Genomic DNA, 26213 nt, shown 5'->3' with positions numbered 1-26213 from the left:
TTTCTGCTTGCCGCGGCGCGGCAGCCGGGGCGCTGCCCCGGACCCCGGGATATTTCGGCAAGAAAGAAGCAAGGCAAAGCGGACGCGCGGGAGAGGGGCCGGAAGGGGGCAGGCTCGCCGTGACTTTCGTCGAAGCCGCTCCTGGAGGCTGCCGTGACGTGAAACCCGCCCGAGGGCGGGTTTTCGCGTCTTCATTCCGTCAGGTCGGGAAAGCCCGATTGGGCGAATGGGGTAAGGATGCTTTCGACTGCCTCCGATGATAGCGGCGTGCCGAAGGCACGACCTGGATGCCGCGAAAGACCAGCCCTGCCGGCACGGGGATGCCGGGCCGTGCCTTGCGCAGGCGCCGGGCGCGTCATTCGGCCCGGGGGGATTGGCGTGGGAAACCTCGGTGGACGGGACGGCGCCTTTCAGGGGCGGATAGTGTCGCGAGAATTGCGGCAGCAGAGCCTTCACGACATTCGCCAGTAAGACGGAGCTTGAGCGGGCACGTTCGGCTTAAACCGCGCCGCCGGCAGCTGCTTTCATGATGGCGCGGGCCGGGCCGGGTGCTTGACCGCCGCCGCGGAAACCGCTAGACGGGCGCATCGCTGCCGGTTCCTGTTCTTGCGAAAAGAATCGGTTGCCTTGCGCCGGGCCGTCCGCTATGGGGGCGGCCTGCTCTTGTTTATACGGTTCGACGCTGGCGGTGCGTGGTGTGTCGTCAGCCTCTCAACTTGAACTCCCCGCAAGAGGGATGAGAATGCAAAGCCAGAATATCCGCATCCGGTTGAAGGCGTTCGATTACCGCGTCCTGGATGCCAGCACGCAGGAAATCGTGAACACCGCCAAGCGCACCGGCGCGCAGGTCCGCGGCCCGATTCCGCTGCCCAACAAGATCGAGAAATTCACCGTTCTGCGCGGCCCGCATATCGACAAGAAATCCCGCGACCAGTGGGAAATCCGCACGCATAAGCGCCTGCTGGACATCGTCGACCCGACCCCCCAGACCGTGGACGCCCTGATGAAGCTCGACCTCGCCGCCGGCGTGGATGTCGAGATCAAGGTGTAAGGAGGCCATCATGCTGCGGACTGGTGTTATCGCCAAGAAGCTGGGCATGACCCGGCTGTTCCTGGAAGACGGGCGTCAGGTGCCCGTCACCGTACTGCACGTGGACAACGTGCAGGTCATCGCTCAGCGCACCGCCGAGAAAGACGGCTACGTGGCGCTGCAGCTCGGCGCGGGCGAGGCCAAGGCCAAGCGCACGACCGCCGCGCTGCGCGGCCATTTCGCCAAGGCGAATGTCGCGCCCAAGCGCAAGATCGCGGAATTCCGCGTCTCGCCCGAGAACCTGGTCGAGGTGGGCGAGGAGATCGTCGCCGACCATTACTTCGAAGGCCAGTATGTCGACATCGCCGGCACCTCGATCGGCAAGGGCTTTGCCGGCGCGATGAAGCGGCACAATTTCGGCGGTCTGCGCGCCTCGCACGGCGTGTCGATCAGCCACCGCTCGCATGGCTCGACCGGCCAGTGCCAGGATCCGGGCAAGGTGTTCAAGGGCAAGAAGATGGCCGGTCATCTGGGTGCCGTGCGCGTCACCACCCAGAACCTGCAGGTCGTCAAGACCGATGCCGAGCGTGGCCTGATCATGGTCAAGGGCTCGGTGCCGGGTTCCAAGGGTGGCTGGGTCACGATCAAGGACGCCGTGAAGAAGCCGCTGGCCGAAAACACCGTTTTCCCGGCCGCGACCCGTTCGAAAGCTGCCCAGGCGGAGGCTGCCGCCCCTGCCGAGGCCGCCGCGCCCGAAGGAGACAACTGATGAAACTCGACGTTATCACGCTCGATGCCGGCAAGGCCGGGGACATCGACCTGAGCGATGACATCTTCGGGCTTGAACCGCGTGCGGACATCCTGCACCGCGTCGTGCGCTGGCAGCGTGCGAAGGCGCAGGCGGGCACCCATTCGGTGCTGGGCAAGTCGGATGTCAGCTACTCGACCAAGAAGATCTACCGCCAGAAGGGTACCGGCGGCGCCCGTCACGGTTCCCGCAAGGCGCCGATCTTCCGTCACGGCGGCGTCTACAAGGGCCCGACCCCGCGCAGCCACGCGTTCGACCTGCCCAAGAAGGTCCGCGCGCTTGGCCTGAAGCACGCCCTGTCGGCCAAGGCCGCCGCGGGCGAGCTGGTGGTCGTGGACAGCCTGAACATCGGGGAAGCCAAGACCGCGGCCGTCGCCAAGGCGGTCAAGGAAAACGGCTGGAAGCGCGTCCTGGTGATCGACGGTGCCGAGGTGAACGAGAATTTCGCCCGCGCCGCCCGCAACCTGGAAGGCGTCGATGTGCTGCCCTCGATGGGTGCCAATGTCTATGACATCCTGCGCCGCGATACGCTCGTGCTGACGCGCGCCGGTGTCGAAGCTCTGGAGGCTCGCCTGAAATGAGCGTGAAACCCGAACATTACGACGTGATCGTCAAGCCGGTCATCACCGAAAAGGCCACCCTGGTGGGCGATGCCAACGCCTATGTCTTCCAGGTGGCCAAGGAATCGACCAAGCCGGCGATCAAGCAGGCCGTCGAGGCTCTGTTCAACGTCAAGGTGAAGGCCGTGAACACGACCATCACCAAGGGCAAGACCAAGCGTTTTCGTGGCCGCCCCGGCGTGCGCTCGGACGTGAAGAAGGCCTATGTGACGCTGGAAGCTGGCAACAGCATCGACGTCTCGACCGGCCTCTGATAAGAAGCCTGCGAATCGACGGCCCCGGCAGCGGGGCCGTCGGCATTTGACTGAAACGGACCAGCAACGGTCCAAAGCAACGGAAGACAGAAAGCATGGCACTCAAGTCGTATAAGCCGACGACGCCTGGCCAGCGTGGGCTGGTTCTGATCGACCGTTCGGAGCTTTGGAAAGGGCGCCCGGTCAAATCCCTCACCGAGGGGTTGACCAAGAACGGCGGCCGGAACAACACCGGACGGATCACGATGCGCCGCAAGGGCGGCGGGGCGAAGCGTCTCTATCGCATCGTCGATTTCAAGCGCACCAAGTTCGATGTCCCGGCGACCGTCGAGCGGATCGAATACGACCCGAACCGCACCGCCTTCATCGCGCTGATCAAATATGAAGACGGCGAGCAGGCCTATATCATCGCGCCCCAGCGTCTGGCTGTCGGCGACAAGGTGGTGGCCGGCGCCAAGGTGGACGTGAAGCCCGGCAACGCCATGCCCTTCAGCGGCATGCCGATCGGCACCATCGTCCACAACGTCGAGCTGAAGCCCGGCAAGGGCGGCCAGATCGCCCGTTCGGCGGGCACCTATGCCCAGTTCGTCGGCCGCGACGGCGGCTATGCCCAGATCCGCCTGTCCTCGGGCGAGCTGCGCATGGTGCGCCAGGAATGCATGGCGACGATCGGCGCCGTGTCGAATGCCGACCATTCGAACCAGAACCTCGGCAAGGCCGGCCGCAACCGGCACCTGGGCATCCGCCCGAGCGTGCGCGGCGTGGCCATGAACCCGATCGACCACCCGCATGGTGGCGGTGAAGGCCGGACTTCGGGCGGTCGTCACCCGGTTACTCCCTGGGGCAAGGGCACCAAGGGCAACCGCACCCGCACGAACAAATCGACCGACAAGTATATCCTGCGGTCGCGTCACGCGAAGAAGGGGCGTTAATCCATGGCACGTTCTGTTTGGAAGGGCCCCTTTGTCGATGCTTATGTGCTTCGCAAGGCCGAGAAAGCCCGCGAGTCCGGCAAGTCGGACGTCATCAAGATCTGGTCGCGTCGTTCGACCATTCTGCCGCAATTCGTCGGTCTGACCTTTGGCGTCTACAACGGCCAGAAGCACATCCCGGTCTCGGTGACCGAAGAGATGATCGGCCAGAAGTTCGGTGAATACTCGCCGACGCGGACCTATTACGGTCACGCCGCCGACAAGAAAGCGAAAAGGAAGTAAGCGTCATGGGTAAGGAACAAAATCCGCGCCGCGTGGCGGAGAACGAGGCGTTTGCGAAGACCAAGATGCTTCGCACCTCGCCGCAGAAGCTGAACCTGGTTGCGGCGATGATCCGCGGCAAGAAGGTGGACAAGGCCCTGGCCGACCTGACCTTCTCGTCCAAGCGTATCGCCGGCGATGTCAAGAAATGCCTGCAATCGGCCATCGCCAACGCCGAGAACAACCATAACCTGGACGTCGATAACCTGATCGTCGCCGAGGCCTGGGTCGGCAAGAACCTGGTCATGAAGCGTGGCCGTCCGCGCGCCCGTGGTCGTTACGGCAAGATCATGAAGCCGTTTTCGGAAATCACCATCAAGGTCCGTCAGGTCGAGGCCATCGAAGCCGGGGAGCGCGCGTAATGGGTCAGAAGGTAAACCCCATCGGGATGCGTCTCCAGGTCAACCGCACCTGGGACAGCCGCTGGTATGCGGATGACAAGGATTACGGCAATCTGCTGCTGGAAGACCTGAAGATCCGCGACTTCATCCACAAGGAAGCCAAGCAGGCCGGCGTCAGCCGCGTCATCATCGAGCGCCCGCACAAGAAATGCCGCGTGACGATCTATGCCGCGCGTCCGGGTGTCATCATCGGCAAGAAAGGCGCCGATATCGAGACCCTGCGCAAGAAGCTGGCGAACTACACCGCCTCGGAACTGCACCTCAACATCGTCGAGGTCCGCAAGCCCGAGCTGGATGCCCAGCTGGTGGCCGAATCGATCGCCCAGCAGCTCGAGCGCCGGGTGTCGTTCCGCCGCGCCATGAAGCGCGCGGTGCAGAACGCCATGCGCATGGGCGCCCTGGGCATCCGGGTGAACGTGTCGGGCCGCCTGGGCGGCGCCGAGATCGCCCGGACCGAATGGTACCGCGAAGGCCGGGTGCCGTTGCACACGCTGCGCGCCGATATCGACTATGCGCTGTCGGAAGCCTCGACCCCCTACGGGATCATCGGCGTGAAGGTCTGGATCTTCAAGGGCGAGATCATGGAGCATGATCCGCAGGCCCGCGACCGTCGCGCCACCGAAGCGCAGGACGGCCCCTCGCCCCGCGGCCCGCGCCGTGATCGCGACCGCGACGCGCGCTAAGGAGAAGAAGCAATGCTGCAACCGAAACGGACCAAGTTCCGCAAACAGCACAAGGGCCGCATCCACGGCGAGGCCAAGGGCGGGTTCAACCTGAACTTCGGCTCCTATGCGCTGAAGGCCATCGAGCCCGAGCGCGTCACCGCGCGCCAGATCGAGGCGGCCCGCCGCGCGATCACCCGCCACATGAAGCGTCAGGGCCGGGTCTGGATCCGGATCTTCCCGGACGTGCCGGTTTCCTCGAAACCGACCGAAGTGCGGATGGGTAAGGGCAAGGGCTCGGTGGATTACTGGGCTGCCCGCGTCCATCCCGGCCGGATCATGTTCGAGATCGACGGCGTGAACGACGCCATCGCCCGCGAAGCCCTGCGCCTGGGCGCGCAGAAGCTGCCGGTGCTGACCCGCATCGTCGCGCGCGAAGACTGGTAATTCGCCGCCGCTTCCAGATTGCGCCCCGCCGCGACAGTGGCGGGGCGCTGCATTTCTGGCTTCCTGGGGACAATCGGGGTTGCCAAAATCCGGCCAAGCCTGTATGGGCAGGCCTTCATCATGAAACTCCACCGGAATCAGGGTGGCCCTGCATGGCAGGGGCTCGCCGGTGATGTTGAAAGGAAAAGGCGCATGAAAGCGCAGGAATTGAAAGACAAGACGCCTGACCAGCTGAAGGAACAGCTGCTCGCGCTGAAGAAGGAAGCGTTCAACCTGCGCTTCCAGCAGGCCACCGGCCAGCTCGAATCGACCGCCCGCATGCGCGCCGTCCGCCGCGACGTCGCCCGTGTGAAAACCATTCTGAACCAGAAAGCGGCGCAAGCCGCGGCGTCGAACTAAGGAGCCCGGTCCATGCCCAAACGCATCCTGCAAGGCAAGGTCGTCAGCGACAAGAACGAACAGACCGTGACCGTCCTGGTCGAGCGTCGCTTCAAGCATCCGCTGCTGCACAAGACCGTGCGGTCGTCCAAGAAATACCGCGCGCATGACGCGCAGAACCAGTTCAAGGTCGGTGACATCGTTCGCATCGTCGAATGCGCGCCGATCTCGAAGACCAAGCGCTGGACCGTCCTGACCGAAGCCACCGAAGCTTCGGCCTGAGCGCCAGTTTAATCGATACCCTGGGGCCGGTGCCGCCGGTCCCCAAAGGTCGGGAGTAACCAAATGATCCAGATGCAGACCAATCTGGATGTCGCTGACAACTCCGGCGCACGCCGGGTGCAGTGCATCAAGGTTCTGGGTGGTTCGCACCGTCGCTATGCGTCGGTGGGCGACATCATCGTCGTCTCCGTCAAGGAAGCCATTCCGCGCGGCCGCGTGAAGAAGGGCGATGTCCGCAAGGCCGTCGTCGTACGCACCGCGAAAGAAGTGAAGCGCGAGGACGGCACCTCGATCCGCTTCGACCGCAATGCTGCCGTCATCCTGAACAACCAGGGCGAACCGGTCGGCACCCGTATCTTCGGGCCGGTCGTGCGCGAGCTGCGGGCCAAGAACTTCATGAAGATCATCTCGCTTGCGCCGGAGGTGCTGTGATGGCTGCGAAGCTCAAGAAGGGCGACAAGGTCGTCGTGCTGACCGGCAAGGACAAGGGCAAGCAGGGCGAGATCTCCGCGGTGTTCCCGAAAGAGAACAAGGCGGTCGTTGACGGCGTCAACATCGCGATCCGTCACCAGCGCCAGACCCAGACGAGCCAGGGCGGCCGCGTGGCCAAGGCCATGCCGATCGACCTGTCGAACCTGGCGCTGCTGGACAAGAACGGCAAAGCGACCCGCGTCGGCTTCCGCGTGGAAGACGGCAAGAAGGTCCGTTTCGCCAAGACCACGGGAGACGTGATCTGATGCTGGACCAAGCCAATTACACCCCGCGCCTCAAGTCGCTCTACAAGGACCAGATCCGCGCCACGCTCAAGGAAGAGTTTGGCTACAAGAACGACATGCAGATCCCGCGCCTGGACAAGATCGTCCTGAACATGGGCATCGGCGAGGCCGTCAAGGACACCAAGAAGGTCAAGCAGGGCGCCGAAGAGCTGTCGCTGATCGCTGGTCAGAAGGCCGTCATCACCAAGGCCAAGAAGTCGATCGCCGGCTTCCGCGTCCGGGAAGAGATGCCGCTGGGCTGCAAGGTCACGCTGCGCGGCGACCGGATGTATGAATTCCTGGATCGCCTGATCAACATCGCGCTGCCCCGCGTCCGCGACTTCCGCGGCGTCAAGGGCACGGCTTTCGACGGCCGCGGCAACTATGCCATGGGCCTGAAGGAGCATATCGTGTTCCCGGAAATCAACTTCGACAAGGTCGACGAAGTTCTGGGGATGGACATCATCATCTGCACCACCGCGCGGACCGACGCGGAAGCGAAGTCGCTGCTCAAGGCATTCAACATGCCTTTCAACAGCTGATCGCGGAGGGAAGAAGATATGGCAAAGAAATCCATGGTCGAGCGCGAGAAGAAGCGCGAGCGTCTGGTTCAGAAATACGCCGCCAAGCGCGCCGCGCTGAACGAGATCGTCCACGATCAGTCCCGCCCGATGGAAGAGCGCTTCAAGGCCAGCCTGAAACTGGCTGAACTGCCGCGCAACTCCTCGGCCACGCGTCTGCACAACCGGTGCCAACTGACCGGCCGTCCGCATGCGTATTACCGTAAACTGAAACTGTCGCGGATCATGCTGCGCGAGCTCGGCTCGTTCGGCCAGATCCCCGGCATGGTCAAATCCAGCTGGTAAGGGGGCAATATGTCGATGAACGATCCTCTCGGCGATATGCTGACCCGCATCCGCAACGCGCAGATGCGCGGCAAATCGACCGTCCGCACGCCCGCCTCCAAGCTGCGCGCCTGGGTGCTGGATGTGCTGAAAGCCGAAGGCTACATCCGCGGCTATGAAAAGGTTGAAACCCCCTCGGGCCATACCGAGCTGGAAATCAGCCTGAAATACTACGAAGGCACCCCGGTGATCCGGGAACTGGCGCGGGTGTCCAAGCCCGGCCGCCGGGTCTACGCCTCGGTCAAGGAATTGCCGCAGGTCCGCAACGGCCTGGGCGTCTCCATCGTCTCGACGCCCAAGGGCGTCATGTCTGATGCAGCGGCTCGCAGCGCCAATGTCGGCGGCGAAGTCCTCTGCACCGTGTTCTAAGGAGGGCAGAGATGTCTCGGATTGGTAAGAAGCCGGTCGCCCTCCCCAAGGGCGTGACCGCAGAGATCAAGGGCCAGACCATCGAGGTCAAGGGCCCGAAAGGCAGCCGCAGCTTCACCGCGACCGACGACGTGACGCTGGCCGTCGAGGAGGGCGCCGTCAAGGTGACCCCCCGCGGCCAGTCGAAGCGCGCCCGCCAGCAGTGGGGCATGACCCGCTCGATGGTCGAGAACCTGACCGTCGGCGTCAGCGAAGGCTTCAAGAAAGAGCTGGAAATCCAGGGCGTCGGCTACCGCGCCCAGATGCAGGGCAAGACGCTGAAGCTCTCGCTGGGCTATTCGCATGACGTGAACTTCGAAACGCCGGAAGGCGTGACCATCTCGGCTCCGAAACAGACCGAGATCGTGGTGGAAGGCATCGACCAGCAGCTGGTCGGCCAGGTCGCCGCGAACATCCGCGAGTGGCGTCGCCCCGAGCCCTACAAGGGTAAGGGCATCCGCTACAAGGGTGAGGTCGTCTTCCGCAAGGAAGGCAAGAAGAAGTAAGGGGCGCAAAAATGGCACTGACGAAAAGAGAGCTGTTCCAGAAGCGCCGCCTGCGCGTGCGGAACAAGTTGCGGAAGATCTCGGACGGCCGTCCGCGGCTGTCCGTTCATCGTTCTTCCAAGAACATCAGCGTCCAGGTGATCGACGACGTGAAGGGGGTCACCCTGGCCGCCGCCTCGTCGCTCGAGAAGGATCTGGGCGTGGTCGGCAAGAACAATGTCGAAGCGGCGGCCAAGATCGGCGCCGCGATTGCGGAACGCGCGAAGAAGGCCGGTGTCGAAGAGGTGATCTTCGACCGCGGCGGCTTCCTGTTCCACGGCAAGATCAAGGCGCTTGCCGATGCGGCCCGCGAAGGCGGCCTGAAGTTCTGACGAATGCGGGTGGCGGCTGCGCCACCCCGATGATCCGGGGGCCGTCCGATCCGTCGGCGGCCCACCAGGATTGGCCTCAACGGCGCGGGACGCGCGCCAGCGTAGAAGGAATGCCTTATGGCAGAACGTGAAAACCGTCGGGGTCGCCGCGAAGAGCGCGAGGAAACCCCGGAATTTGCCGACCGTCTGGTCGCGATCAACCGCGTGTCGAAAACCGTCAAGGGCGGTAAGCGTTTCGGCTTCGCCGCCCTGGTGGTCGTCGGCGACCAGCGTGGCCGCGTCGGCTTCGGCAAGGGCAAGGCCAAGGAAGTCCCCGAGGCGATCCGCAAGGCGACCGAACAGGCGAAGCGTTCGCTGGTTCGCGTGCCGCTGCGCGACGGTCGCACCCTGCATCATGACATCGAAGGGCGTCACGGCGCCGGCCGGGTGGTGATGCGGACCGCGGTTCCGGGCACCGGCATCATCGCCGGCGGTCCGATGCGCGCCGTGTTCGAGATGCTGGGCGTCCAGGACGTCGTGGCGAAATCGCTGGGGTCGCAGAACCCCTACAACATGATTCGCGCCACCATCGACGGTCTCAAGAAGGAAGCCTCGCCCCGCAATGTCGCGCAGCGCCGCGGCAAGAAGGTGGCCGAGATCCTGCCGTCCAGCGACAAGCCGGCCGAAGCCGCCGTCGAAGCGTAAGGAGACAGGCATATGGCTAAAACCATCGTCGTCAAGCAGATCGGCTCGCCGATCCGCCGTCCGGCCATCCAGCGCGAAACGCTGAAGGGCCTGGGCCTGAACAAGATGAACCGCACCCGCGAGCTGGAGGATACCCCGGCCGTGCGCGGCATGGTCGCCAAGATCCCGCATCTGGTCACCATCGTGGAAGAGCGCGGCTGATCCCGCCCGCGCCACATTGCATCGCAAACGCCCCGGAGCTTCTCCGGGGCGTTTTGTTTGGCGCATTAACCTTTTGCTAACCGATTTCCCTTAGCCTCCGGCGAAGCAATCCTCGCAGGAATGAGCCCGCCGTGCCGCCGCTGTTTCGCTGCCTGATCTTGGCCTGCATGGTCTTGGCCGATCCTGCGCTCGCAAGCCCTTGGCCGCGCCAGGTGAAAGAGATCTTCCTGGCGCTCTCGGCCGAGCGTGATGCCCGGGGCAACGGCTATGCCGGGCTTTATGGCGAATACGGATTGCGGCGGCGGACGCTGGGATTCGAACTGGGCCGTTCCAGCGCGGGAGAGACCAGCGCGATGATCTGGCTGCAACGCCCGCTTGGCCGGGGCCGCGGGGCGGATCGCTGGGCGCTTTCGCTGGGCAGCGGCGTGATCGAGCGCAACGGGATCTACATGCCGGTCGGGCAGGTCGGCGCGGGCTGGGGCAGGGGATTTGACGCGGTGCCGCTGCTCGACCGGATTCCCGGCGGCGGCTGGCTGGCGGTCGAGGCGCGGGTCAAGGTCGCCGGCAAGCTGAGGGACGAGGCCGAGATCGCCCAGCTGGCCGCCAGCGGTGCCGGGCGGCTGGCCTATCTTACGCCCGAAACCTCGGTCAAGGCCGAGGTGACGCTGGGCTGGCATGCGACCGAGCGGCTGATGCTGATCGGCCAGCTTCGCCTCGAGGATCGCCAGGACAGCGGCTTTTCCAGCAGGCTGGCGGCTTCGGCGGTGCGCGAGCTGTTCGGGCCGGTCAAGCTGGAGCTTGGCGCGATCGGGCCGTTGTCGGGGCAGGGAGAGGCGGCGGTAAAGCTGGGATTCTGGGTCGGCTTCTGATCCCGCGATGGCCGGGATGCGCGGCTCGCCGACGCATGACTGCCGTTGCGGACAATGCGGGCGGGGGCGTCGGATCCGCATGGCTCCCGGTTGGATACGGCTTTCGCACGGCGCCCGCGATAGCGGTCCAGGTGCTTGTGCTGCGGGGCCGGCGCCAGCGCGGATGCGCGGAAAACTTGACCCTTCGCCGACGAGGGGCTAGAAGCCGCCGGTGCCCTAGGGCATCCGACTCAACAAGCAAGAAAAGCCGCGTTCGCCCCCTTTCGCTTCATGGGGCGTTTCCGGCCAGGAGAAGCGACATGAAACTGCATGAACTGCACGACAATCCCGGCGCCAACCGCAAGAAAAAGCGCGTGGCGCGCGGCCCCGGCTCGGGCAAGGGCAAGACTGCCGGCCGCGGCATCAAGGGCCAGACCTCGCGTTCGGGCGTGGCGCTGAACGGCTATGAAGGCGGCCAGATGCCGCTGTATCGCCGCCTGCCCAAGCGCGGCTTCAGCAAGCCGAATCGCTTGGAATTCGCGGTGGTGAACCTGGGCCAGCTGCAAGCCTTCGTCGATGCGGGCAAGCTGGACGCGAAAGCCGCCGTGACCGAGGATGCGCTGGTCGCTGCCGGTGTCATCCGCCGCAAGCTGGACGGTGTGCGCGTGCTGGCCAAGGGCGAAATCAAGGCCGCGCTGGACCTGACCGTCGCCGGCGCGTCGAAAGCCGCCGTCGAGGCCATCGAGAAGGCCGGTGGCAAGATCACCGTCACCCGTCCGGCGAAAGAAGCAGCCACCGAGACTTCTGCGGCCGAATAAGCTGTTGAAGGGCGCGCCCGCGCCCCATAGATAGCTGTCAAGTTTTCCAGGCGCCGCGGGATCGGGAAACGATCCGGCGGCGCTGCCACGAAGGGGCACGAAGCATGGCGTCAGCCGCAGAACAGATGGCCGCGAACCTTTCCTGGGGCGCGCTCGGCAAGGCGACCGAGCTGCGCCAGAGGATCTGGTTCACGCTCGGACTTCTCATCATCTATCGTCTCGGCACCTATATCCCGGTGCCCGGCATCGACGGCGCCGCGCTGCGCAACTTCATGGAACAGGCCCAGGCCGGCATCGGCGGCATCCTGTCCATGTTCACCGGCGGCGCGCTGGGGCGCATGGGCGTCTTTGCGCTCGGCATCATGCCCTATATCTCGGCCTCGATCATCGTGCAGCTGCTGGCCTCGATGGTCCCCGCCCTCGAGCAGCTCAAGAAAGAGGGCGAGCAGGGCCGCAAGAAGATCAACCAATACACCCGCTACGGTACGGTGGCGCTGGCGCTGTTCCAGGCCTGGGGCCTGGCCGTCAGCCTGGAGCATGGCAACCTGGCGCATGAGCCGGGGATGTTCTTCCGCGCCTCGGTGGTCATCACCCTGGTCGGCGGCACCATGTTCCTGATGTGGCTGGGCGAGCAGATCACCGCCCGCGGCATCGGCAACGGCATCTCGCTGATCATCTTCGTCGGCATCGTGGCCGAGATCCCCGGCAGCCTGGCGCAGTTCCTGGCCCAGGGCCGCTCGGGCGCCATCTCGACCCCGGTGATCCTGGGAGTGATCGTCATGGTCGCCGCGGTCATCGCCTTCGTGGTGTTCATGGAGCGCGCGCTGCGCAAGATCCACATCCAGTATCCGCGCCGCCAGGTCGGGATGAAGGTCTATGACGGCCAATCCTCGCACCTGCCGATCAAGGTGAACCCGGCCGGCGTGATCCCGGCGATCTTCGCCAGTTCGCTCCTGCTGCTGCCGGTGACGATCTCGACCTTCTCGGGCAACCAGACCGGCCCGATCATGTCCACGATCCTGGCCTATTTCGGTCCCGGCCAGCCGCTTTACCTGCTGTTCTTTGCGGCGATGATCGTGTTCTTCACCTATTTCTACACCTTCAACGTCAGCTTCAAGACCGAGGACGTGGCCGAGAATCTGAAGAACCAGGGCGGCTTCATCCCCGGCATCCGTCCCGGCAAGCGCACCGAGGATTACCTGACCTATGTGGTGACGCGGGTGCTGGTGATCGGCTCGGCCTATCTGGCCTTTGTCTGCCTTTTGCCCGAGATCATCCGCGACCAGCTGGCGATCCCGTTCTATTTCGGCGGGACTTCGGTGCTGATCGTGGTCAGCGTCGTCATGGACACGATCAACCAGGTGCAAAGCCACTTGCTCGCCCATCAATACGAAGGTTTGATCGAGAAATCGCAACTGCGCGGCAAGCGGGGCAAGGCCGGGGCGGCCAAGCCGCGCAAGGCGCCGGCGCGCCGTTAAGGGGTAAACCCACCAAAAAGGGTAGGAGAGGGACGACGACATGGCGATCAACATCATTCTGCTGGGCCCGCCCGGCGCAGGCAAAGGCACCCAGGCCCGGCGGCTAATCGAGGAGCGCGGCCTCGTCCAGCTCTCCACCGGCGACATGCTGCGCGAGGCCCGCAGCTCGGGCACCGAGATGGGCAAGCGCGTGGCCGAGGTGATGGACCGCGGCGAGCTGGTGACGGACGAGATCGTCATCGGCCTGATCCGCGAAAAGCTGGGGCGGGGCGGCAAGGGCTTCATCTTCGACGGCTTCCCGCGCACCCTGGCCCAGGCCGACGCGCTGCAGGCGTTGATGGCCGAGATGGACCAGCGCATCGACGCCGTGATCGAGATGCGGGTGGACGATGCGGCGCTGGTCGCGCGCATCTCGGGCCGTTTCACCTGCGGCAATTGCGGCGAGGTCTATCACGACGTGACCAAGCCGACGAAAGAGCCGGGCAAATGCGATGTCTGCGGCTCGACCGACCTGCGCCGCCGCGCCGACGACAACGAGGAAAGCCTCAAGACCCGGCTGATGGAATATTACAAGAAGACCTCGCCCCTGATCGGCTATTACTATGTCAAGGGTAACCTGAACCCGGTCGACGGCCTGGCCGAGATCGACGAGGTGGCCGCCCAGGTCGCGAAGGTGCTGGACAGGATCCCGTCCTAGGCTTGACCTTGGGCGACGAATCCCTTAATTCGCAGCATCTCGCAAGAGAATCACCCGGATGTCCTGGGTGTCGCTTCAAGGCCCGGAGGCATGGCTTTCGGGTCTTTGGTTGTGAAAAAAGGTTCCGGTGCTACGGAACCGCAACATGGAAAAGGAAACACGCGTGGCTCGTATTGCTGGCGTCAACATTCCGACCGGGAAACGCGTCCCGATCGCACTGACCTATATCCACGGGATCGGCTCGAAATTCGCCGAAGAGATCGTCACCGCCGTCGGCATCGAGCCCACGCGCCGCGTCAACGAACTGTCGGATGCCGAAGTTCTGAAGATCCGGGAATACATCGACGCCAACTATACCGTCGAGGGCGACCTGCGCCGCGAGACGCAGATGAACATCAAGCGCCTGATGGACCTGGGCTCCTATCGCGGCCTGCGCCACCGTCGCGGCCTGCCGGTCCGCGGTCAGCGCACCCACACCAATGCCCGCACCCGCAAGGGCCCGGCGAAGCCCATCGCCGGCAAGAAGAAGTAAGGGGGAACGGACATGGCACGCGATAAAACCCGCATCAAGCGCAAGGAACGCAAGAACATCGCCACCGGCGTGGCGCATGTGAACTCGTCCTTCAACAACACCAAGATCCTGATCTCGGACGTGCAGGGCAATGCGATCTCCTGGTCGTCGGCCGGCACCATGGGCTTCAAGGGTTCGCGCAAATCGACCCCCTATGCCGCGCAGATGGCCGCCGAAGACGCTGGCAAGAAGGCGCAGGAACACGGCGTCCGCACGCTGGAGGTCGAGGTTCAGGGCCCCGGCTCGGGTCGCGAATCGGCGCTGCGCGCGCTGGCCGCGGTCGGCTTCAACATCACGGCCATCCGTGACGTGACCCCGATCGCGCATAACGGCTGCCGCCCGCCGAAACGCCGCCGGGTCTGATCAGGCAAGATTTTGACGCGTTCCGCGCGGGATTGTCCCGTGCGGGGCGCGCTTTTCGCATTTCACCTCGGGCGTTTCCGGCCACCGGTCATGGGTCGGAAACTGGTATGGAGGCAAACGCATGATCCACAAGAATTGGGCTGAACTGATCAAGCCGACGCAGCTTGAAATCAAGCCGGGCGCCGATTCGTCCCGCGTGGCCACCGTGGTCGCGGAACCGCTGGAGCGCGGCTTCGGCCTGACGCTGGGCAATGCGCTGCGCCGGGTTCTGCTGTCCTCGCTGCAGGGCGCGGCCATCACCTCGGTGCAGATCGACAACGTGCTGCATGAATTCTCATCCGTCCCCGGCGTGCGCGAGGACGTCACCGACATCGTCCTGAACCTCAAGGGCGTCACGCTGAAGATGGACGTCGACGCGCCCAAGCGCCTGACGCTTTCGGCCAAGGGTCCGGGCGAGGTCAAGGCCGGCGACATCCAGGAATCCGCCGGCATCACCATCCTGAACCGCGACCATGTCATCTGCCATCTCGACGAGGGGGCGGAACTGCACATGGAGCTGACCGTCGCCAACGGCAAGGGCTATGTCGCCGCCGACAAGAACCGTCCCGAGGATGCGCCCATCGGCCTGATCCCGATCGACGCCATCTTCTCGCCTGTCAAGCGCGTCAGCTACGAGGTCACCCCCACCCGCGAGGGGCAGGTGCTGGACTATGACAAGCTGACCATGAAGGTCGAGACCGACGGTTCGCTGACCCCGGAAGACGCCGTGGCCTATGCCGCGCGCATCATCCAGGACCAGCTTTCGGTCTTCGTCAACTTCGACGAGCCGGAAACCGCCACCCGCTCGGATGCCGAGGACGGGCTGGAATTCGACCCGCGCCTGCTGAAGAAGGTGGACGAGCTGGAACTGTCGGTGCGTTCGGCGAACTGCCTCAAGAACGACAACATCGTCTATATCGGCGACCTGATCCAGAAGACCGAGGCCGAGATGCTGCGCACGCCGAACTTCGGCCGCAAGTCGCTGAACGAGATCAAGGAAGTGCTCTCGGGCATGGGCCTGCATCTCGGCATGGACGTCGTGGACTGGCCGCCGGAAAACATCGAGGATCTGGCCAAGCGTTTCGACGACCAGTTCTGAGTTTCGGGGGCGGCGACGCCCCCGCAAGACCGGGCATTCCGCCCCAAGGAGAGCGGCCCGCACGCATGGGCTGCCGGACAAAGCAAAAGACGTGAAGGAGAAACATCATGCGTCACGCCCGCGGCTATCGCCGTCTGAACCGCACCCACGAGCACCGCAAGGCGCTTTTCGCCAACATGGCCGGCTCGCTGATCGAGCATGAGCAGATCAAGACCACCCTGCCCAAGGCCAAGGAACTGCGTCCCATCGTCGAGAAGCTGATCACCCTGGCCAAGCGCGGCGATCTGCACGCTCGCCGGCAGGCCGCTGCCCAGCTGAAGCAGGACAGCCATGTCGCGAAACTGTTCGAGGTGCTCGGTGCCCGCTACAAGGACCGGCAGGGCGGCTATGTCCGCATCATGAAGGCCGGCTTCCGCTATGGCGACATGGCCCCGATGGCGATCATCGAATTCGTCGAGCGCGACACCAGCGCCAAGGGCGCCGCCGACCGTGCCCGCCTGGAAGCCGAATCGGCAGCCGACGAATCGTAAGAAACTTAACCCTTTCTTAGGGTTAAGCGATCATTGACGCCCGCAGCCATCGTCATGGCTGCGGGCTTTTTGCAACAGTGCGCAGCCCTTGGCATGGGGGAAGAACGGGAACGTATCCGCTTATTTTCGTCCGATAGTTGTGCCGGTCGTCAGGAAACGCACGGGAATTGCAAGAGGCGGGACGGCTTGCGCCCGGAGGCAAAAGCCGGTTATGCCTTGTCGTGCCGACGGGCTGACCCTACGGCATTCCGAAAAACGTCGCCCGCAAGCACGGTATTGCTTGAATACACTGAGAACTGTGCCATTTTTCGTTGTAACCCGAAGAAAACGCAATCTGTCCAAAAAGTCATGTCGTCTCGCGCGGAAATCAATGCAGCACTCGCCAAGCTGAAAAAGCTTGCTCCGGCGGGCTATTTCATCGGGCTGCACATTCGTTTCGCTGCACCACTGATGCAGTTCCAGACCTATAACAAGGAATGGGCCCAGCGCTATTCCGAACGCGCCTATGCCCTGCGCGACCCCACGATTGCCTGGGGCTTCTCGACCACCGGCGCCTGCCGCTGGAGCGTGCTGCCCATTCCTGACCCGTTTTCGATCCTCCAGGACGCGGCCGATCACGGGCTGCATTACGGTCTGGTCGTGGCGCATGGGCCGATCAAGTCGCGCACCATCGCGGCATTCGCCCATGACAAGCGGGAATTCACGGATGACGAGATCGACGTGATCTCGGCAACGCTACGACGGCTTCACGAGATCACGGAGCCGCCGGAGAGCCTGACGAAGGCTCAGCAAGAGGCCCTTCGGTGTATCGCAGAGGGGGATCGTCATGCAGCGGCGGCTGCCAAGCTTGGTATAACGGAAAGCGCATTCAAGGCACGTCTCATCTCGGCACGCGAACGACTCATGGCGCGCACGACGGCCGAGGCGCTGCAACGGGCCAAGGATTACCGCTTGCTGTAATACGGTTCGTCCGCCGTTGCGGTTTACACCTGGGGGCCACCACCACCACGAACCCCAGGAGAAGACCATGCAGACCACCACACTTTCCTTCGCCAACCTCCACAACCACGGCGAGCTGTTCGCGAACATCTTCCGCGCCCGCAAGCAAAGCTTCATCGTCCAGAAGCGCTGGAACCTGCCCCAGACCGACGACATGGAGTTCGACCAATACGACACGCCCATGAGCCGCTGGGTGGCGATCCATGAAAACGGCCGGGTTCTGGCCGGCGTGCGGCTGACGCCCACCACGGCGCGCTGCGGCATGTATTCCTACATGATCCGTGATGCCCAGCTGAACCTGCTGGGCGGCTCGATCCCGCAGAACCTGCTGGACGAGCCGGCACCGGTCGAGGCCGGAACCTGGGAAGCCAGCCGCCTGTTCGTCGACCACACCATCCCGCAGCGCGAACGCCGCCGGGTGCATTTCAACCTGGTCGCCGAGATGACCAATTCGGCCCGCGAACTGGGCGCCTCGCGACTGGTGTGCCTGGTCGCCTCGACCTGGCCGCGCTGGCTGGTGCCCTGCGGGCTGGACGCGCAGGCCATGGGCCCGGTGGTCTGGATCGACGACGGCTATTTCCAATGCGTCTCGATCAACCTGGCGGCCAAGATGCACTGATGCGGTGCGTTGGGTGGAGGGCCTTTCGCGCGTGATGCGGGCGGCGTAACATGTTGCCCGCATGGCAGACCTATTCGATACCGCGCCCACCTCGGGCGAAGCTGCGCGCCCGGTGGCGCGTCCCCTGGCCGACCGGATCCGTCCGGCCCGGCTGTCCGATGTCATCGGCCAGGACAAGGTGCTTGGCCCCGACGGTCCGCTGGGCGCCATGCTGGGCGCCGGCAGCCTGTCCTCGCTGATCCTCTGGGGTCCGCCGGGGGTTGGCAAGACCACCATCGCCCGGCTTCTGGCGCAGGAAACGGACCTGGCCTTCGTACAGATATCGGCGATCTTTTCCGGCGTGCCGGAACTGCGCAAGGTGTTCGACGCCGCGCGCCTGCGCCGGAGCCAGAGCCGCGGCACGCTGCTGTTCGTCGACGAAATCCACCGCTTCAACAAGGCGCAGCAGGACAGTTTCCTGCCGCATATGGAGGACGGCACCATCACCCTGGTCGGTGCCACCACCGAGAACCCCAGTTTCGAGCTGAACGCCGCGCTTCTGTCCCGTGCCCAGGTCATCGTGCTGGAGCGGCTGGGCCTGGCGGATCTGGAACGCCTGGCGCAGCGCGCCGAGCAGGAACTGGACCGCGCCCTGCCGCTGACCGCCGAGGCCCGCGACCGGCTGCTGGAAATGGCCGATGGCGACGGCCGCGCTTGCCTGAACCTGATCGAGCAGGTGATGGCCTGGAAGGTCAGGGGCAAGCTCGACCCCGACCAGTTGGCGCAGCGGCTGATGCGGCGGGCGGCGAAATACGACAAGTCCGGCGACGAGCATTACAACCTGATTTCGGCCCTGCACAAATCGGTGCGCGGCAGCGACCCGGACGCGGCGCTTTACTGGCTGTCGCGGATGCTGGAGGGGGGCGAAGACCCCCGCTACCTGGCCCGCCGCCTGACCCGCATGGCGATCGAGGATATCGGCCTGGCCGATCCGGCGGCGCAGCGCCATTGCCTGGACGCCTGGGCGCTTTACGAACGCCTGGGCAGCCCCGAGGGCGAGCTGGCCTTGGCGCAGGCCACGATCTACCTGGCGCTGGCGCCCAAGTCGAATGCCGGCTATGCCGCCTACAAGGCGTCGCGCGACCTGGCGCGGCGTTCGGGCAGCCAGATGCCGCCCAAGCATATCCTGAATGCGCCGACCGGGCTGATGTCGGATCAGGGCTATGGCGCCGGCTATCGCTATGACCACGATGCCGAGGACGCCTTTTCGGGCCAGAACTATTTCCCCGACGGCATGAAGCGCCCGGTCTTCTACCTGCCCGTCGAGCGCGGATTCGAGCGCGAGTTGAAAAAGCGCGTTGAATGGTTCGCCGGGCTGCGTCAGAAGCGGCGGGCAGAGGACAAAGCATGAAACACACTTTCCTTCAGGTCGCGCTGGGTGGGGCGATGGGTTCCGCGGCGCGCTACGGGGTCAATATCCTGGCCGGGCGGCTGAGCCCCGGCTTTCCCTTGGGCACGCTGGCCGTGAACGTCGCCGGCTGCCTGGCGATGGGGCTCTTGGCGGCGGCGCTGGCGCATCGGGGTGGCCAGCACCTGGCGCCCTTTCTGCTGACCGGGGTGCTGGGCGGCTTCACCACTTTTTCCGCCTTCGCGCTGGACAGTCTGACGCTGTGGGAACGCGGCGCTGCCGCCGCCGCGCTCGGCTATGTGCTGGGCTCGGTCCTGCTGTCGCTGGCGGCTGTGGTCGCGGGTCTGGCCATCGGCCGGGGGATCTTCGCATGAGCGGCGTGCAGACCATCCGCGTCGGCGCGGACGAGGCCGAGCAGCGCATCGACCGCTGGCTCAAGAAGCGGTTTCCGCAGCTGACCCAGGGCGCGGTCGAGAAATGGTGCCGCACCGGCCAGCTGCGCGTCGACGGCGGCCGGGTCAGGGCCAATACCCGTATCGAGGCCGGGCAGGAGATTCGCGTGCCGCCGCTGCCCGAGGGCGACGCCCCGGCGCCGGCGGCGAAGCCCCGCGTCAAGCAGTCCGATGCCGAGATGATCCAGTCCTGCGTCCTGTGGCGCGACGAGCATGTCATCGCCCTGAACAAGCCGCCGGGCCTGCCCTCGCAGGGCGGCTCGGGGCAGGGCGACCGGCATGTGGACGGGCTGACCGCGGCGCTGATGTTCGGCTACAAGGACCGGCCGAAGCTGGTGCATCGGCTGGACAAGGACACCTCGGGCGTGCTGCTGCTGGCGCGCACCGACCGCATCGCCCGCGCGCTTTCCGAGGCGTTCCGGCACCGGCTGACCCGCAAGATCTACTGGGCCGCCGTGGCGGGCGTGCCGCATCCGCGCATGGGCTCGATCAAATACGGCCTCGTCAAGGCGCCGGGCCGCGGCCGGGGCGGCGAGGGCGAAAAGATGATGGCCGTGCATCCCTCGGCCATTGCCACGACCGAGGGCGCCAAGCGCGCCCATACCGATTATGCCGTGCTGGATGCCCTGGGCGGCCGGGTCAGCTGGGTGGCCATGGTGCCCGTCACCGGCCGTACCCACCAGCTGCGCGCCCATATGGCCGAGATCGGCCATCCCATCGTCGGCGACGGCAAATACGGCGGCTCGGGGCAAGAGAACCTGGGCGACGGCTGGGGCGCCCAGCTGGGTGGAGAGATCAGCCGCAAGCTGCACCTGCATGCGCGCATGATCCGCTTCGAGCATCCGATCACCAAGAAGCTGATCACCGTGACCGCGCCCTTGCCCGATCACATGAGCCGCACCTGGAAGACGCTGGGCTGGTCGGAAAACGACGTGCCCGAAGACCCCTTTGCCGAGACAGCATAGGACGCCATGAGACTGGTCATCTTCGACATCGACGGCACGCTGGTCGACAGCCAGCTCGAGATCACCCAGGCGATGAACCGCGCCATGCAGGGTGCCGGCCTGCCCGAGATGGAGCCGGCCCGCATTCTTTCCATCGTCGGCCTGTCGCTGCCGGTCGCGGTGGCGCGGCTCTTGCCCGGTGCCGGCCCCGAGTTGCACGGGCGGGTCGTCGCCGGCTATCGCGAATCCTTCATCGCCTCGCGCGCGGCGGGGGCGCTGCCGCCGCTTTATCCGGGCGCGCTGGACTGCCTGGACGCGCTGGCCGCGCGGGACGAGCTGCTGTTGGGCATCGCCACCGGCAAGCCGGCGCGGGGGCTGGCGGCGATCCTGGATGCGCATGGGCTGACCCGGCGCTTCATCACCCGGCAATCGGCGGATGGGCATCCCTCCAAGCCGCATCCGGCCATGCTGGAAAGCGCGCTGTCGGAAACCGGCGTGGGCGCCGGGCGGGCGGTGATGGTGGGCGATTCCACCTTCGACATGGAAATGGCGCGGGCGGCCGGCGTCGCCGGCTTTGGCGTCGGCTGGGGCTTTTGCCCGGTCGAGGAATTGCATGCGGCCGGCGCGCATCTGGTCGCGCCCGACTATCCCGCGCTGACCCGCGCGCTGCTGGAGTGGGCCGATGAGTGAATGGAAGGCGCGCCGTTTCTGGGCATCCGTCGCGATCCACGACGAAGCGGACGGCTGGAGCGTCCTTCTGGACGAGCGCCCGCTGCGCACGCCCGGCAAGCAGCCGCTGCGCCTGCCGACCGAGGCGCTGGCCCTGGCCGTGGCCCAGGAATGGCAGGCGGTGCAGGAGGTGATCGACCCCAATGCCATGCCGCTGACCCGCGCGGCCAATTCCGCCATCGAAAAGGTCGTGCCGCAATTCGACGCGGTGGCGGCGATGCTGGGCGATTATGGCGGCACCGACCTGCTGTCCTATCGCGCCGATGCGCCCGAGGCGCTGGTGCGCGCCCAGGCCGAGGGGTGGGATCCGCTGATCGACTGGGCGGCGACCGAATTGCGGGCGCCGCTGCGCATCACCCATGGCGTGATCCCGGTGCCGCAGGATCCGGTCGCGCTGCTGAAATTGCGCGCAGAGGTCGCGGCCCTGGATCCCTTTGGCCTGACGGCCCTGCACGATCTGGTGACTCTGCCCGGCTCGCTGATCCTGGGGCTGGCGGTGATCCGCGGCCGGATTGACGCCGAGACCGCCCATGCCCTGTCCAGGATTGACGAGGAATTTCAGGCACAACGCTGGGGTCGCGATGCCGAAGCCGACGAGGCGGCGGCAGGCCGACTGGCCGCCATGCGCGATTCTGAGCGGTTCTGGCTGCTCAGCCGCGGCTGAGGGGCGCGTTTTGGTTCTTTCTTGACGCACCCGCCGCCATCGGCACAATGCCGCTTATGGGGGTGACGAATGCCCCTTGCTCAAACGGGCTCGCCAACGACCCTTCAGATGGTGCATCCTTGGGCGAGACCCGGAACAACAGTGGGGAAATCAATGAAGAAATCTGTATTCTTCGGCTCTGTGACGGCGGTCGCGCTGGCGGCCTCGGGTGCTTTGGCCGCAGAGGGTGACACGCTGAAGGAGGTCAAGGCCCGCGGCGTGCTGAACTGTGGGGTGAACACCGGCCTGATCGGCTTTGCCGCCCCTGACGCGAGCGGCAACTGGTCGGGCTTCGACGTTGCCTTCTGCAAGGCCGTGGCCGCGGCGGTGCTGGGCGACGCGACCAAGGTGAAATACGTGCCGACCACCGGCCAGACCCGCTTCACGGCGCTTTCCTCGGGCGAGGTGGACCTGCTGGCCCGCAACTCCACCTGGACCTTCCAGCGCGATACCGACCTCAAGCTGGATTTCATCGGCGTGAACTATTACGACGGCCAAGGCTTCATGGTCCGCAAGGATCTGGGCGTCAGCTCGGCCAAGGAGCTGAACGGCGCCACGATCTGCATCCAGACCGGCACCACGACCGAACTGAACCTGGCCGATTACTTCAAGGCCAACAACATGGATTACCAGCCGGTCAACATCGACAGCAATGCCGAGGGCGAACAGCAATACATGGCCGGCGCCTGCGATGCCTATACGACCGACGCCTCGGGCCTGGCCGCGACCCGCGCCAGCTTCGCCGACCCGGAAAACCACATCATCCTGCCCGAGATCATCTCGAAGGAGCCGCTGGGCCCGGCGGTGCGCCATGGCGATAACAACTGGGGCGACATCACGCGCTGGACGCTCTACGCGCTGATCGCGGCCGAGGAATACGGCGTCACCTCGGCCAATATCGACGAACTGGCGAAAAGCTCGAACAACCCCGAGGTCCAGCGCCTGCTGGGAACCACCGACGAGCTGGGCAAGATGATCGGGCTGGACGCCGAATGGGCCAAGCGCGCCATCAAGGCCGGCGGCAACTATGGCGAGATCTTTGCCGCCACCATCGGCGAGCAGACCCCCATCGGGCTGGCGCGCGGGCTGAACGCGCAATGGACCCAGGGCGGCCTGATGTATGCGATGCCCTTCCGGTAATCGCATCTGAACAAGGGCGCGCGGGGGTGCATGCCCCCGCGCGCCCCCGAACGAAAGCCGGCAAGCCAGAGGCCGAAGGCCCGTCATTCAAGCCGGATACAGGGGGTTAATACATGGTCACCTATACGGGGGCGGACAATCCGCCGTTCCGGTTATCGATGCTGATCTATGATCGGCGCTATCGCTCGCTGACCCTGCAAGCCATCGTCTTCATCCTGGTGATGCTGGCGGCGAGTTGGCTGATCGACAACACGCTGCGCAACCTGTCCGCCATGGGCAAGACGCTCAGCTTCGATTTCCTGTTCCGGCGCGCCGGATACGACATTCCGCAGCAGCTGATCCCGTACAATTCCGACGACACCCATCTGCGCGCCACGGTGATCGGGCTGCTGAACACGCTGCTGGTCTCGATCATGGGCTGTATCGCGGCGACGATCCTGGGGGTGATCGTGGGCGTGCTGCGGCTGTCCTCGAACTGGCTGATCGCGCGGCTGATGACGGTCTATGTCGAGATCTTCCGCAACATTCCCCTGTTGCTGTGGATCCTGGTCTGCCTTGCGATCTTCACCGAGGTCATGCCGCCGCCCAATGCCTATCGGGGCGAGAACCCGGCCGCGGAGATGATCCTGTTCGACATGATCGCGCCGACCAACCGCTATACCGCCATCCCCTCGATCGGCATGACCAACCCGCCCGGCACCATCTCGCTGGGGCGCGAGGGGATCAGCTGGGCGCTGATCGCCTATGTCGTGGTCATCGCCGCGGCCTGGACCAGCTGGCGGCTGCTGCGGCGCTGGGCGCAACGGGTGCAGGACCAGACCGGCAAGCGGCCGCGGACCTGGTGGATCAGCCTGGCGATGTTCGCCGTGCCGGTGCTGTTTCTGACCTGGTATTTCGGCCTGCACCTGATCCCGCCGGTGCTGCGCGGCTTCAACTTCGCCGATGGCATCAACCTCGACAACGCCTTCGTGGTGCTGTGGCTGGCGCTGACGCTTTATACCGGCGCCTTCATCGCCGAGATCGTGCGCGCCGGCATTCTGGCCGTCAGCCGCGGCCAGACCGAGGCGGCCTTTGCCCTGGGCCTGCGGCCGCGCCGCACCATGTCGCTGGTGGTGCTGCCGCAGGCGCTGCGGGTGATCGTGCCGCCGCTGATCTCGCAATACCTGAACCTGACCAAGAACAGCTCGCTGGCCATCGCGGTCGGCTACATGGACCTGCGCGGCACGCTGGGCGGCACCACGCTGAACCAGACCGGGCGCGAGATGGAATGCATGGTGCTGATGATGGGCATCTATCTGGCGCTCAGCCTGATCATCTCGGCCGGGATGAATGTCTTCAACGCCCGCGTCAAGCTGAAGGAGCGGTGAGATGAGCGACACGCATTCCGAAACCGTCGCCTATGTCCGCGAGACAATGCTGCCGCCCGAGCCGCCGCCTCTGGCCGAATCCGGCGCGATCAAATGGCTGCGCGAGAACCTGTTCTCGGGGCCGCTGAACATCGCGCTGACCTTTGTCGGGCTGGGCATCGTCTGGCTGGTGGTCAGCACCGTCGGTCCCTGGTTGTCGCATTCGGTCTGGAACGCCGGCAGCATGGCCGAATGCCGCCAGGTCATCGCCGAGACCTGGGGGCAGGGCGCCACCGGCGCCTGTTTCGCCCTGATCAAGCATCGCTGGAACCAGTTCATGTTCGGCTTCTATCCGCAGGCGCTGTACTGGCGTCCGGTGCTGGCTTTCGGTCTGCTGTTCCTGGCGCTGGCGCCGGTGCTGTTTTCCGAAAGCGCCAGGGCGCGGCGCATCGTGCTGGGCCTGTCGATGGCGCTGACCTTCGTCATCGCCATGGTGCTGGGCGCCCCCATGGCGGCGCTGATGGGAATGGCCGTGCTGATGCTGGCCTGGGCCGCGCTGATCGAGACGCGCCCGCAATGGTCGCTGCTGGCCAGCCTGGTCTATCCCTTCATCGCCGTCTGGCTGCTCTGGGGCGGATCGCTGTGGAGCGAGGCGATGGTGCTGGCCGGCTTCGGCCTGGGCTTCGTGGTCTGGCGGCTGCTGGCGGCGCGGTTCGGGTTGCTGGCCTTTGCGCTGGCGGTGGTGGCGGCGGTGGCCTGGTGGCTGCTCTTGGCCGGGCCGCTGGCCTCGATGCTGGCGGGGGTTCTGCCGTTGCGGCTGCGGCCGGTCTCCTCGGACCAGTTCGGCGGCTTCGTGCTGTCGATCACCATCGGCGTCGCCGGCATCGCGCTGTCCTTGCCGCTGGGGGTGATCCTGGCCTTGGCGCGGCGCTCGGACCTGCCGGTGATCAAGCTGTTGGCGGTGATGTTCATCGAGTTCATCCGCGGCGTGCCGCTGATCACGCTCTTGTTCGTGGCCTCGCTGCTGCTGAACTATTTCCTGCCGCCGGGCACGAATTTCGACATCATCCTGCGGGTCATCATCATGGTGACGCTGTTCGCCGCCGCCTATATGGCCGAGGTGATCCGCGGCGGGCTGGCCGCGCTGCCCAAGGGCCAGTACGAGGCAGCCGATGCGCTGGGGCTGGACTACTGGAAGGCGCAGCGGCTGATCGTGCTGCCGCAGGCGCTGAAGATCTCGATCCCCGGCATCGTCTCGACCTTCATCGGCATGTTCAAGGACACCACGCTGGTCGTCTTCGTCGGGCTGTTCGACCCCTTGAAGGCCATGGCCGACACCATCCGCGCAAGCTTTGAATGGAAAGGCGCCTATTGGGAGCCCTATATCTTCGTCGGCGCGATCTTCTTCATCCTCTGCTTCGGCATGTCGCGCTATTCCATGTATCTGGAACGCCGGCTGAAGCGCGACCACCGCTGAGGAGGCGTT

At 65.2% G+C, this 26213-nt stretch carries 38 protein-coding genes; all 38 read left to right on the top strand.

The features are described 5' to 3' along the window. The first annotated feature begins 742 nt into the window (after positions 1 to 742). Positions 743 to 1051: a 30S ribosomal protein S10 gene (gene rpsJ, locus ACDP63_RS11835; protein WP_010400227.1), complete on the top strand. Its 309-nt coding sequence runs from the start codon at positions 743 to 745 to the stop codon at positions 1049 to 1051. Between the two features lie 10 nt (positions 1052 to 1061). Continuing rightward, on the top strand, positions 1062 to 1799 hold the full coding sequence (gene rplC, locus ACDP63_RS11830) for a 50S ribosomal protein L3 (protein WP_036747352.1): 738 nt from the start codon (positions 1062 to 1064) through the stop codon (positions 1797 to 1799). Continuing rightward, positions 1799 to 2419, top strand: a complete 621-nt coding sequence (rplD, locus tag ACDP63_RS11825) for a 50S ribosomal protein L4 (protein ID WP_024844052.1) — start codon at positions 1799 to 1801, stop codon at positions 2417 to 2419. Before rplC ends, rplD begins: the two co-directional genes overlap by 1 nt. After that, the gene (locus tag ACDP63_RS11820; RefSeq protein WP_024844053.1) at positions 2416 to 2712 is read left to right on the top strand and encodes a 50S ribosomal protein L23; all 297 of its coding nucleotides are present in this window, start codon (positions 2416 to 2418) and stop codon (positions 2710 to 2712) included. The genes rplD and ACDP63_RS11820 overlap by 4 nt, the downstream gene beginning before the upstream one ends. Before the next feature lie 95 nt (positions 2713 to 2807). Next, positions 2808 to 3644: a 50S ribosomal protein L2 gene (rplB, locus tag ACDP63_RS11815; protein WP_024844054.1), complete on the top strand. Its 837-nt coding sequence runs from the start codon at positions 2808 to 2810 to the stop codon at positions 3642 to 3644. A 3-nt stretch (positions 3645 to 3647) separates the two neighbouring features. Beyond that, positions 3648 to 3926, top strand: coding sequence for a 30S ribosomal protein S19 (gene rpsS, locus ACDP63_RS11810; RefSeq protein ID WP_010400236.1), 279 nt, complete (start codon positions 3648 to 3650; stop codon positions 3924 to 3926). A 5-nt stretch (positions 3927 to 3931) separates the two neighbouring features. Beyond that, positions 3932 to 4327, top strand: coding sequence for a 50S ribosomal protein L22 (rplV, locus tag ACDP63_RS11805; RefSeq protein WP_024844055.1), 396 nt, complete (start codon positions 3932 to 3934; stop codon positions 4325 to 4327). Then, complete coding sequence (gene rpsC, locus ACDP63_RS11800) at positions 4327 to 5049, top strand: 30S ribosomal protein S3 (protein WP_024844056.1); 723 nt, start codon at positions 4327 to 4329, stop codon at positions 5047 to 5049. Before rplV ends, rpsC begins: the two co-directional genes overlap by 1 nt. A gap of 12 nt (positions 5050 to 5061) precedes the next feature. Next, positions 5062 to 5475: a 50S ribosomal protein L16 gene (rplP, locus tag ACDP63_RS11795; protein WP_024844057.1), complete on the top strand. Its 414-nt coding sequence runs from the start codon at positions 5062 to 5064 to the stop codon at positions 5473 to 5475. A 192-nt stretch (positions 5476 to 5667) separates the two neighbouring features. After that, positions 5668 to 5874, top strand: coding sequence for a 50S ribosomal protein L29 (gene rpmC, locus ACDP63_RS11790; protein WP_024844058.1), 207 nt, complete (start codon positions 5668 to 5670; stop codon positions 5872 to 5874). Between the two features lie 12 nt (positions 5875 to 5886). Continuing rightward, a complete protein-coding gene (rpsQ, locus tag ACDP63_RS11785; protein WP_024844059.1) occupies positions 5887 to 6135 on the top strand; it encodes a 30S ribosomal protein S17 in 249 nt (82 codons plus the stop codon). Positions 6136 to 6198: 63 nt separating this feature from the next. Next, on the top strand, positions 6199 to 6567 hold the full coding sequence (gene rplN / locus ACDP63_RS11780) for a 50S ribosomal protein L14 (RefSeq protein WP_010400243.1): 369 nt from the start codon (positions 6199 to 6201) through the stop codon (positions 6565 to 6567). Further along, a complete protein-coding gene (gene rplX, locus ACDP63_RS11775; RefSeq protein ID WP_024844060.1) occupies positions 6567 to 6872 on the top strand; it encodes a 50S ribosomal protein L24 in 306 nt (101 codons plus the stop codon). Before rplN ends, rplX begins: the two co-directional genes overlap by 1 nt. Further along, a complete protein-coding gene (gene rplE, locus ACDP63_RS11770) occupies positions 6872 to 7432 on the top strand; it encodes a 50S ribosomal protein L5 (protein ID WP_036747353.1) in 561 nt (186 codons plus the stop codon). The genes rplX and rplE overlap by 1 nt, the downstream gene beginning before the upstream one ends. 18 nt (positions 7433 to 7450) lie before the next feature. Continuing rightward, positions 7451 to 7756: a 30S ribosomal protein S14 gene (gene rpsN / locus ACDP63_RS11765; RefSeq protein WP_024844062.1), complete on the top strand. Its 306-nt coding sequence runs from the start codon at positions 7451 to 7453 to the stop codon at positions 7754 to 7756. A gap of 9 nt (positions 7757 to 7765) precedes the next feature. Continuing rightward, on the top strand, positions 7766 to 8164 hold the full coding sequence (gene rpsH / locus ACDP63_RS11760; protein ID WP_024844063.1) for a 30S ribosomal protein S8: 399 nt from the start codon (positions 7766 to 7768) through the stop codon (positions 8162 to 8164). An 11-nt stretch (positions 8165 to 8175) separates the two neighbouring features. Beyond that, positions 8176 to 8709 (top strand): 50S ribosomal protein L6, encoded by a 534-nt coding sequence (rplF, locus tag ACDP63_RS11755; protein ID WP_024844064.1) that lies wholly within the window; start codon positions 8176 to 8178, stop codon positions 8707 to 8709. A gap of 11 nt (positions 8710 to 8720) precedes the next feature. Next, positions 8721 to 9080 (top strand): 50S ribosomal protein L18, encoded by a 360-nt coding sequence (rplR, locus tag ACDP63_RS11750; protein ID WP_036747354.1) that lies wholly within the window; start codon positions 8721 to 8723, stop codon positions 9078 to 9080. 117 nt (positions 9081 to 9197) lie between these two features. Next, entirely contained in the window at positions 9198 to 9764 is a 567-nt protein-coding gene (gene rpsE / locus ACDP63_RS11745; RefSeq protein ID WP_024844066.1) for a 30S ribosomal protein S5, read from the top strand. A 12-nt stretch (positions 9765 to 9776) separates the two neighbouring features. After that, a complete protein-coding gene (gene rpmD, locus ACDP63_RS11740; protein WP_024844067.1) occupies positions 9777 to 9965 on the top strand; it encodes a 50S ribosomal protein L30 in 189 nt (62 codons plus the stop codon). Positions 9966 to 10096: 131 nt separating this feature from the next. Beyond that, positions 10097 to 10834, top strand: a complete 738-nt coding sequence (locus ACDP63_RS11735) for a hypothetical protein (protein WP_024844068.1) — start codon at positions 10097 to 10099, stop codon at positions 10832 to 10834. Positions 10835 to 11133: 299 nt separating this feature from the next. Next, a complete protein-coding gene (gene rplO, locus ACDP63_RS11730) occupies positions 11134 to 11631 on the top strand; it encodes a 50S ribosomal protein L15 (RefSeq protein WP_024844069.1) in 498 nt (165 codons plus the stop codon). Between the two features lie 104 nt (positions 11632 to 11735). Continuing rightward, positions 11736 to 13109 carry a preprotein translocase subunit SecY gene (secY, locus tag ACDP63_RS11725; RefSeq protein WP_024844070.1) on the top strand — a complete coding sequence of 458 codons (1374 nt, stop codon included), beginning with the start codon at positions 11736 to 11738 and terminating at the stop codon, positions 13107 to 13109. Between the two features lie 40 nt (positions 13110 to 13149). Then, positions 13150 to 13806, top strand: coding sequence for an adenylate kinase (locus ACDP63_RS11720; protein ID WP_024844071.1), 657 nt, complete (start codon positions 13150 to 13152; stop codon positions 13804 to 13806). A gap of 163 nt (positions 13807 to 13969) precedes the next feature. Continuing rightward, entirely contained in the window at positions 13970 to 14338 is a 369-nt protein-coding gene (rpsM, locus tag ACDP63_RS11715; protein ID WP_024844072.1) for a 30S ribosomal protein S13, read from the top strand. Positions 14339 to 14350: 12 nt separating this feature from the next. Next, on the top strand, positions 14351 to 14740 hold the full coding sequence (gene rpsK / locus ACDP63_RS11710; protein ID WP_011747123.1) for a 30S ribosomal protein S11: 390 nt from the start codon (positions 14351 to 14353) through the stop codon (positions 14738 to 14740). A 121-nt stretch (positions 14741 to 14861) separates the two neighbouring features. Then, complete coding sequence (locus tag ACDP63_RS11705; protein ID WP_024844073.1) at positions 14862 to 15878, top strand: DNA-directed RNA polymerase subunit alpha; 1017 nt, start codon at positions 14862 to 14864, stop codon at positions 15876 to 15878. Between the two features lie 107 nt (positions 15879 to 15985). Further along, a complete protein-coding gene (rplQ, locus tag ACDP63_RS11700; RefSeq protein WP_024844074.1) occupies positions 15986 to 16408 on the top strand; it encodes a 50S ribosomal protein L17 in 423 nt (140 codons plus the stop codon). Positions 16409 to 16756: 348 nt separating this feature from the next. Next, a complete protein-coding gene (locus ACDP63_RS11695; protein WP_011747126.1) occupies positions 16757 to 17368 on the top strand; it encodes an autoinducer binding domain-containing protein in 612 nt (203 codons plus the stop codon). A gap of 67 nt (positions 17369 to 17435) precedes the next feature. Further along, positions 17436 to 18026 (top strand): acyl-homoserine-lactone synthase, encoded by a 591-nt coding sequence (locus ACDP63_RS11690; protein WP_024844075.1) that lies wholly within the window; start codon positions 17436 to 17438, stop codon positions 18024 to 18026. Between the two features lie 61 nt (positions 18027 to 18087). Further along, positions 18088 to 19416, top strand: a complete 1329-nt coding sequence (locus tag ACDP63_RS11685; protein WP_024844076.1) for a replication-associated recombination protein A — start codon at positions 18088 to 18090, stop codon at positions 19414 to 19416. Beyond that, on the top strand, positions 19413 to 19787 hold the full coding sequence (crcB, locus tag ACDP63_RS11680; RefSeq protein ID WP_024844077.1) for a fluoride efflux transporter CrcB: 375 nt from the start codon (positions 19413 to 19415) through the stop codon (positions 19785 to 19787). The genes ACDP63_RS11685 and crcB overlap by 4 nt, the downstream gene beginning before the upstream one ends. Next, entirely contained in the window at positions 19784 to 20830 is a 1047-nt protein-coding gene (locus ACDP63_RS11675) for an RluA family pseudouridine synthase (protein WP_024844078.1), read from the top strand. The genes crcB and ACDP63_RS11675 overlap by 4 nt, the downstream gene beginning before the upstream one ends. Before the next feature lie 6 nt (positions 20831 to 20836). Beyond that, complete coding sequence (locus tag ACDP63_RS11670; RefSeq protein WP_024844079.1) at positions 20837 to 21499, top strand: HAD-IA family hydrolase; 663 nt, start codon at positions 20837 to 20839, stop codon at positions 21497 to 21499. Further along, the gene (locus tag ACDP63_RS11665) at positions 21492 to 22202 is read left to right on the top strand and encodes an ATP12 family chaperone protein (RefSeq protein ID WP_024844080.1); all 711 of its coding nucleotides are present in this window, start codon (positions 21492 to 21494) and stop codon (positions 22200 to 22202) included. The genes ACDP63_RS11670 and ACDP63_RS11665 overlap by 8 nt, the downstream gene beginning before the upstream one ends. A gap of 153 nt (positions 22203 to 22355) precedes the next feature. After that, the gene (locus ACDP63_RS11660; RefSeq protein WP_024844081.1) at positions 22356 to 23381 is read left to right on the top strand and encodes an amino acid ABC transporter substrate-binding protein; all 1026 of its coding nucleotides are present in this window, start codon (positions 22356 to 22358) and stop codon (positions 23379 to 23381) included. Between the two features lie 113 nt (positions 23382 to 23494). Beyond that, positions 23495 to 24748: an amino acid ABC transporter permease gene (locus tag ACDP63_RS11655; protein ID WP_024844082.1), complete on the top strand. Its 1254-nt coding sequence runs from the start codon at positions 23495 to 23497 to the stop codon at positions 24746 to 24748. A gap of 1 nt (position 24749) precedes the next feature. Then, positions 24750 to 26204 carry an amino acid ABC transporter permease gene (locus ACDP63_RS11650; RefSeq protein ID WP_024844083.1) on the top strand — a complete coding sequence of 485 codons (1455 nt, stop codon included), beginning with the start codon at positions 24750 to 24752 and terminating at the stop codon, positions 26202 to 26204. Positions 26205 to 26213 lie beyond the last annotated feature (9 nt).

Source organism: Paracoccus sp. P2, assembly GCF_046335115.1.
GTDB lineage: Bacteria > Pseudomonadota > Alphaproteobacteria > Rhodobacterales > Rhodobacteraceae > Paracoccus > Paracoccus pantotrophus.
This window is presented reverse-complemented; position numbering and strand designations above follow the sequence as displayed.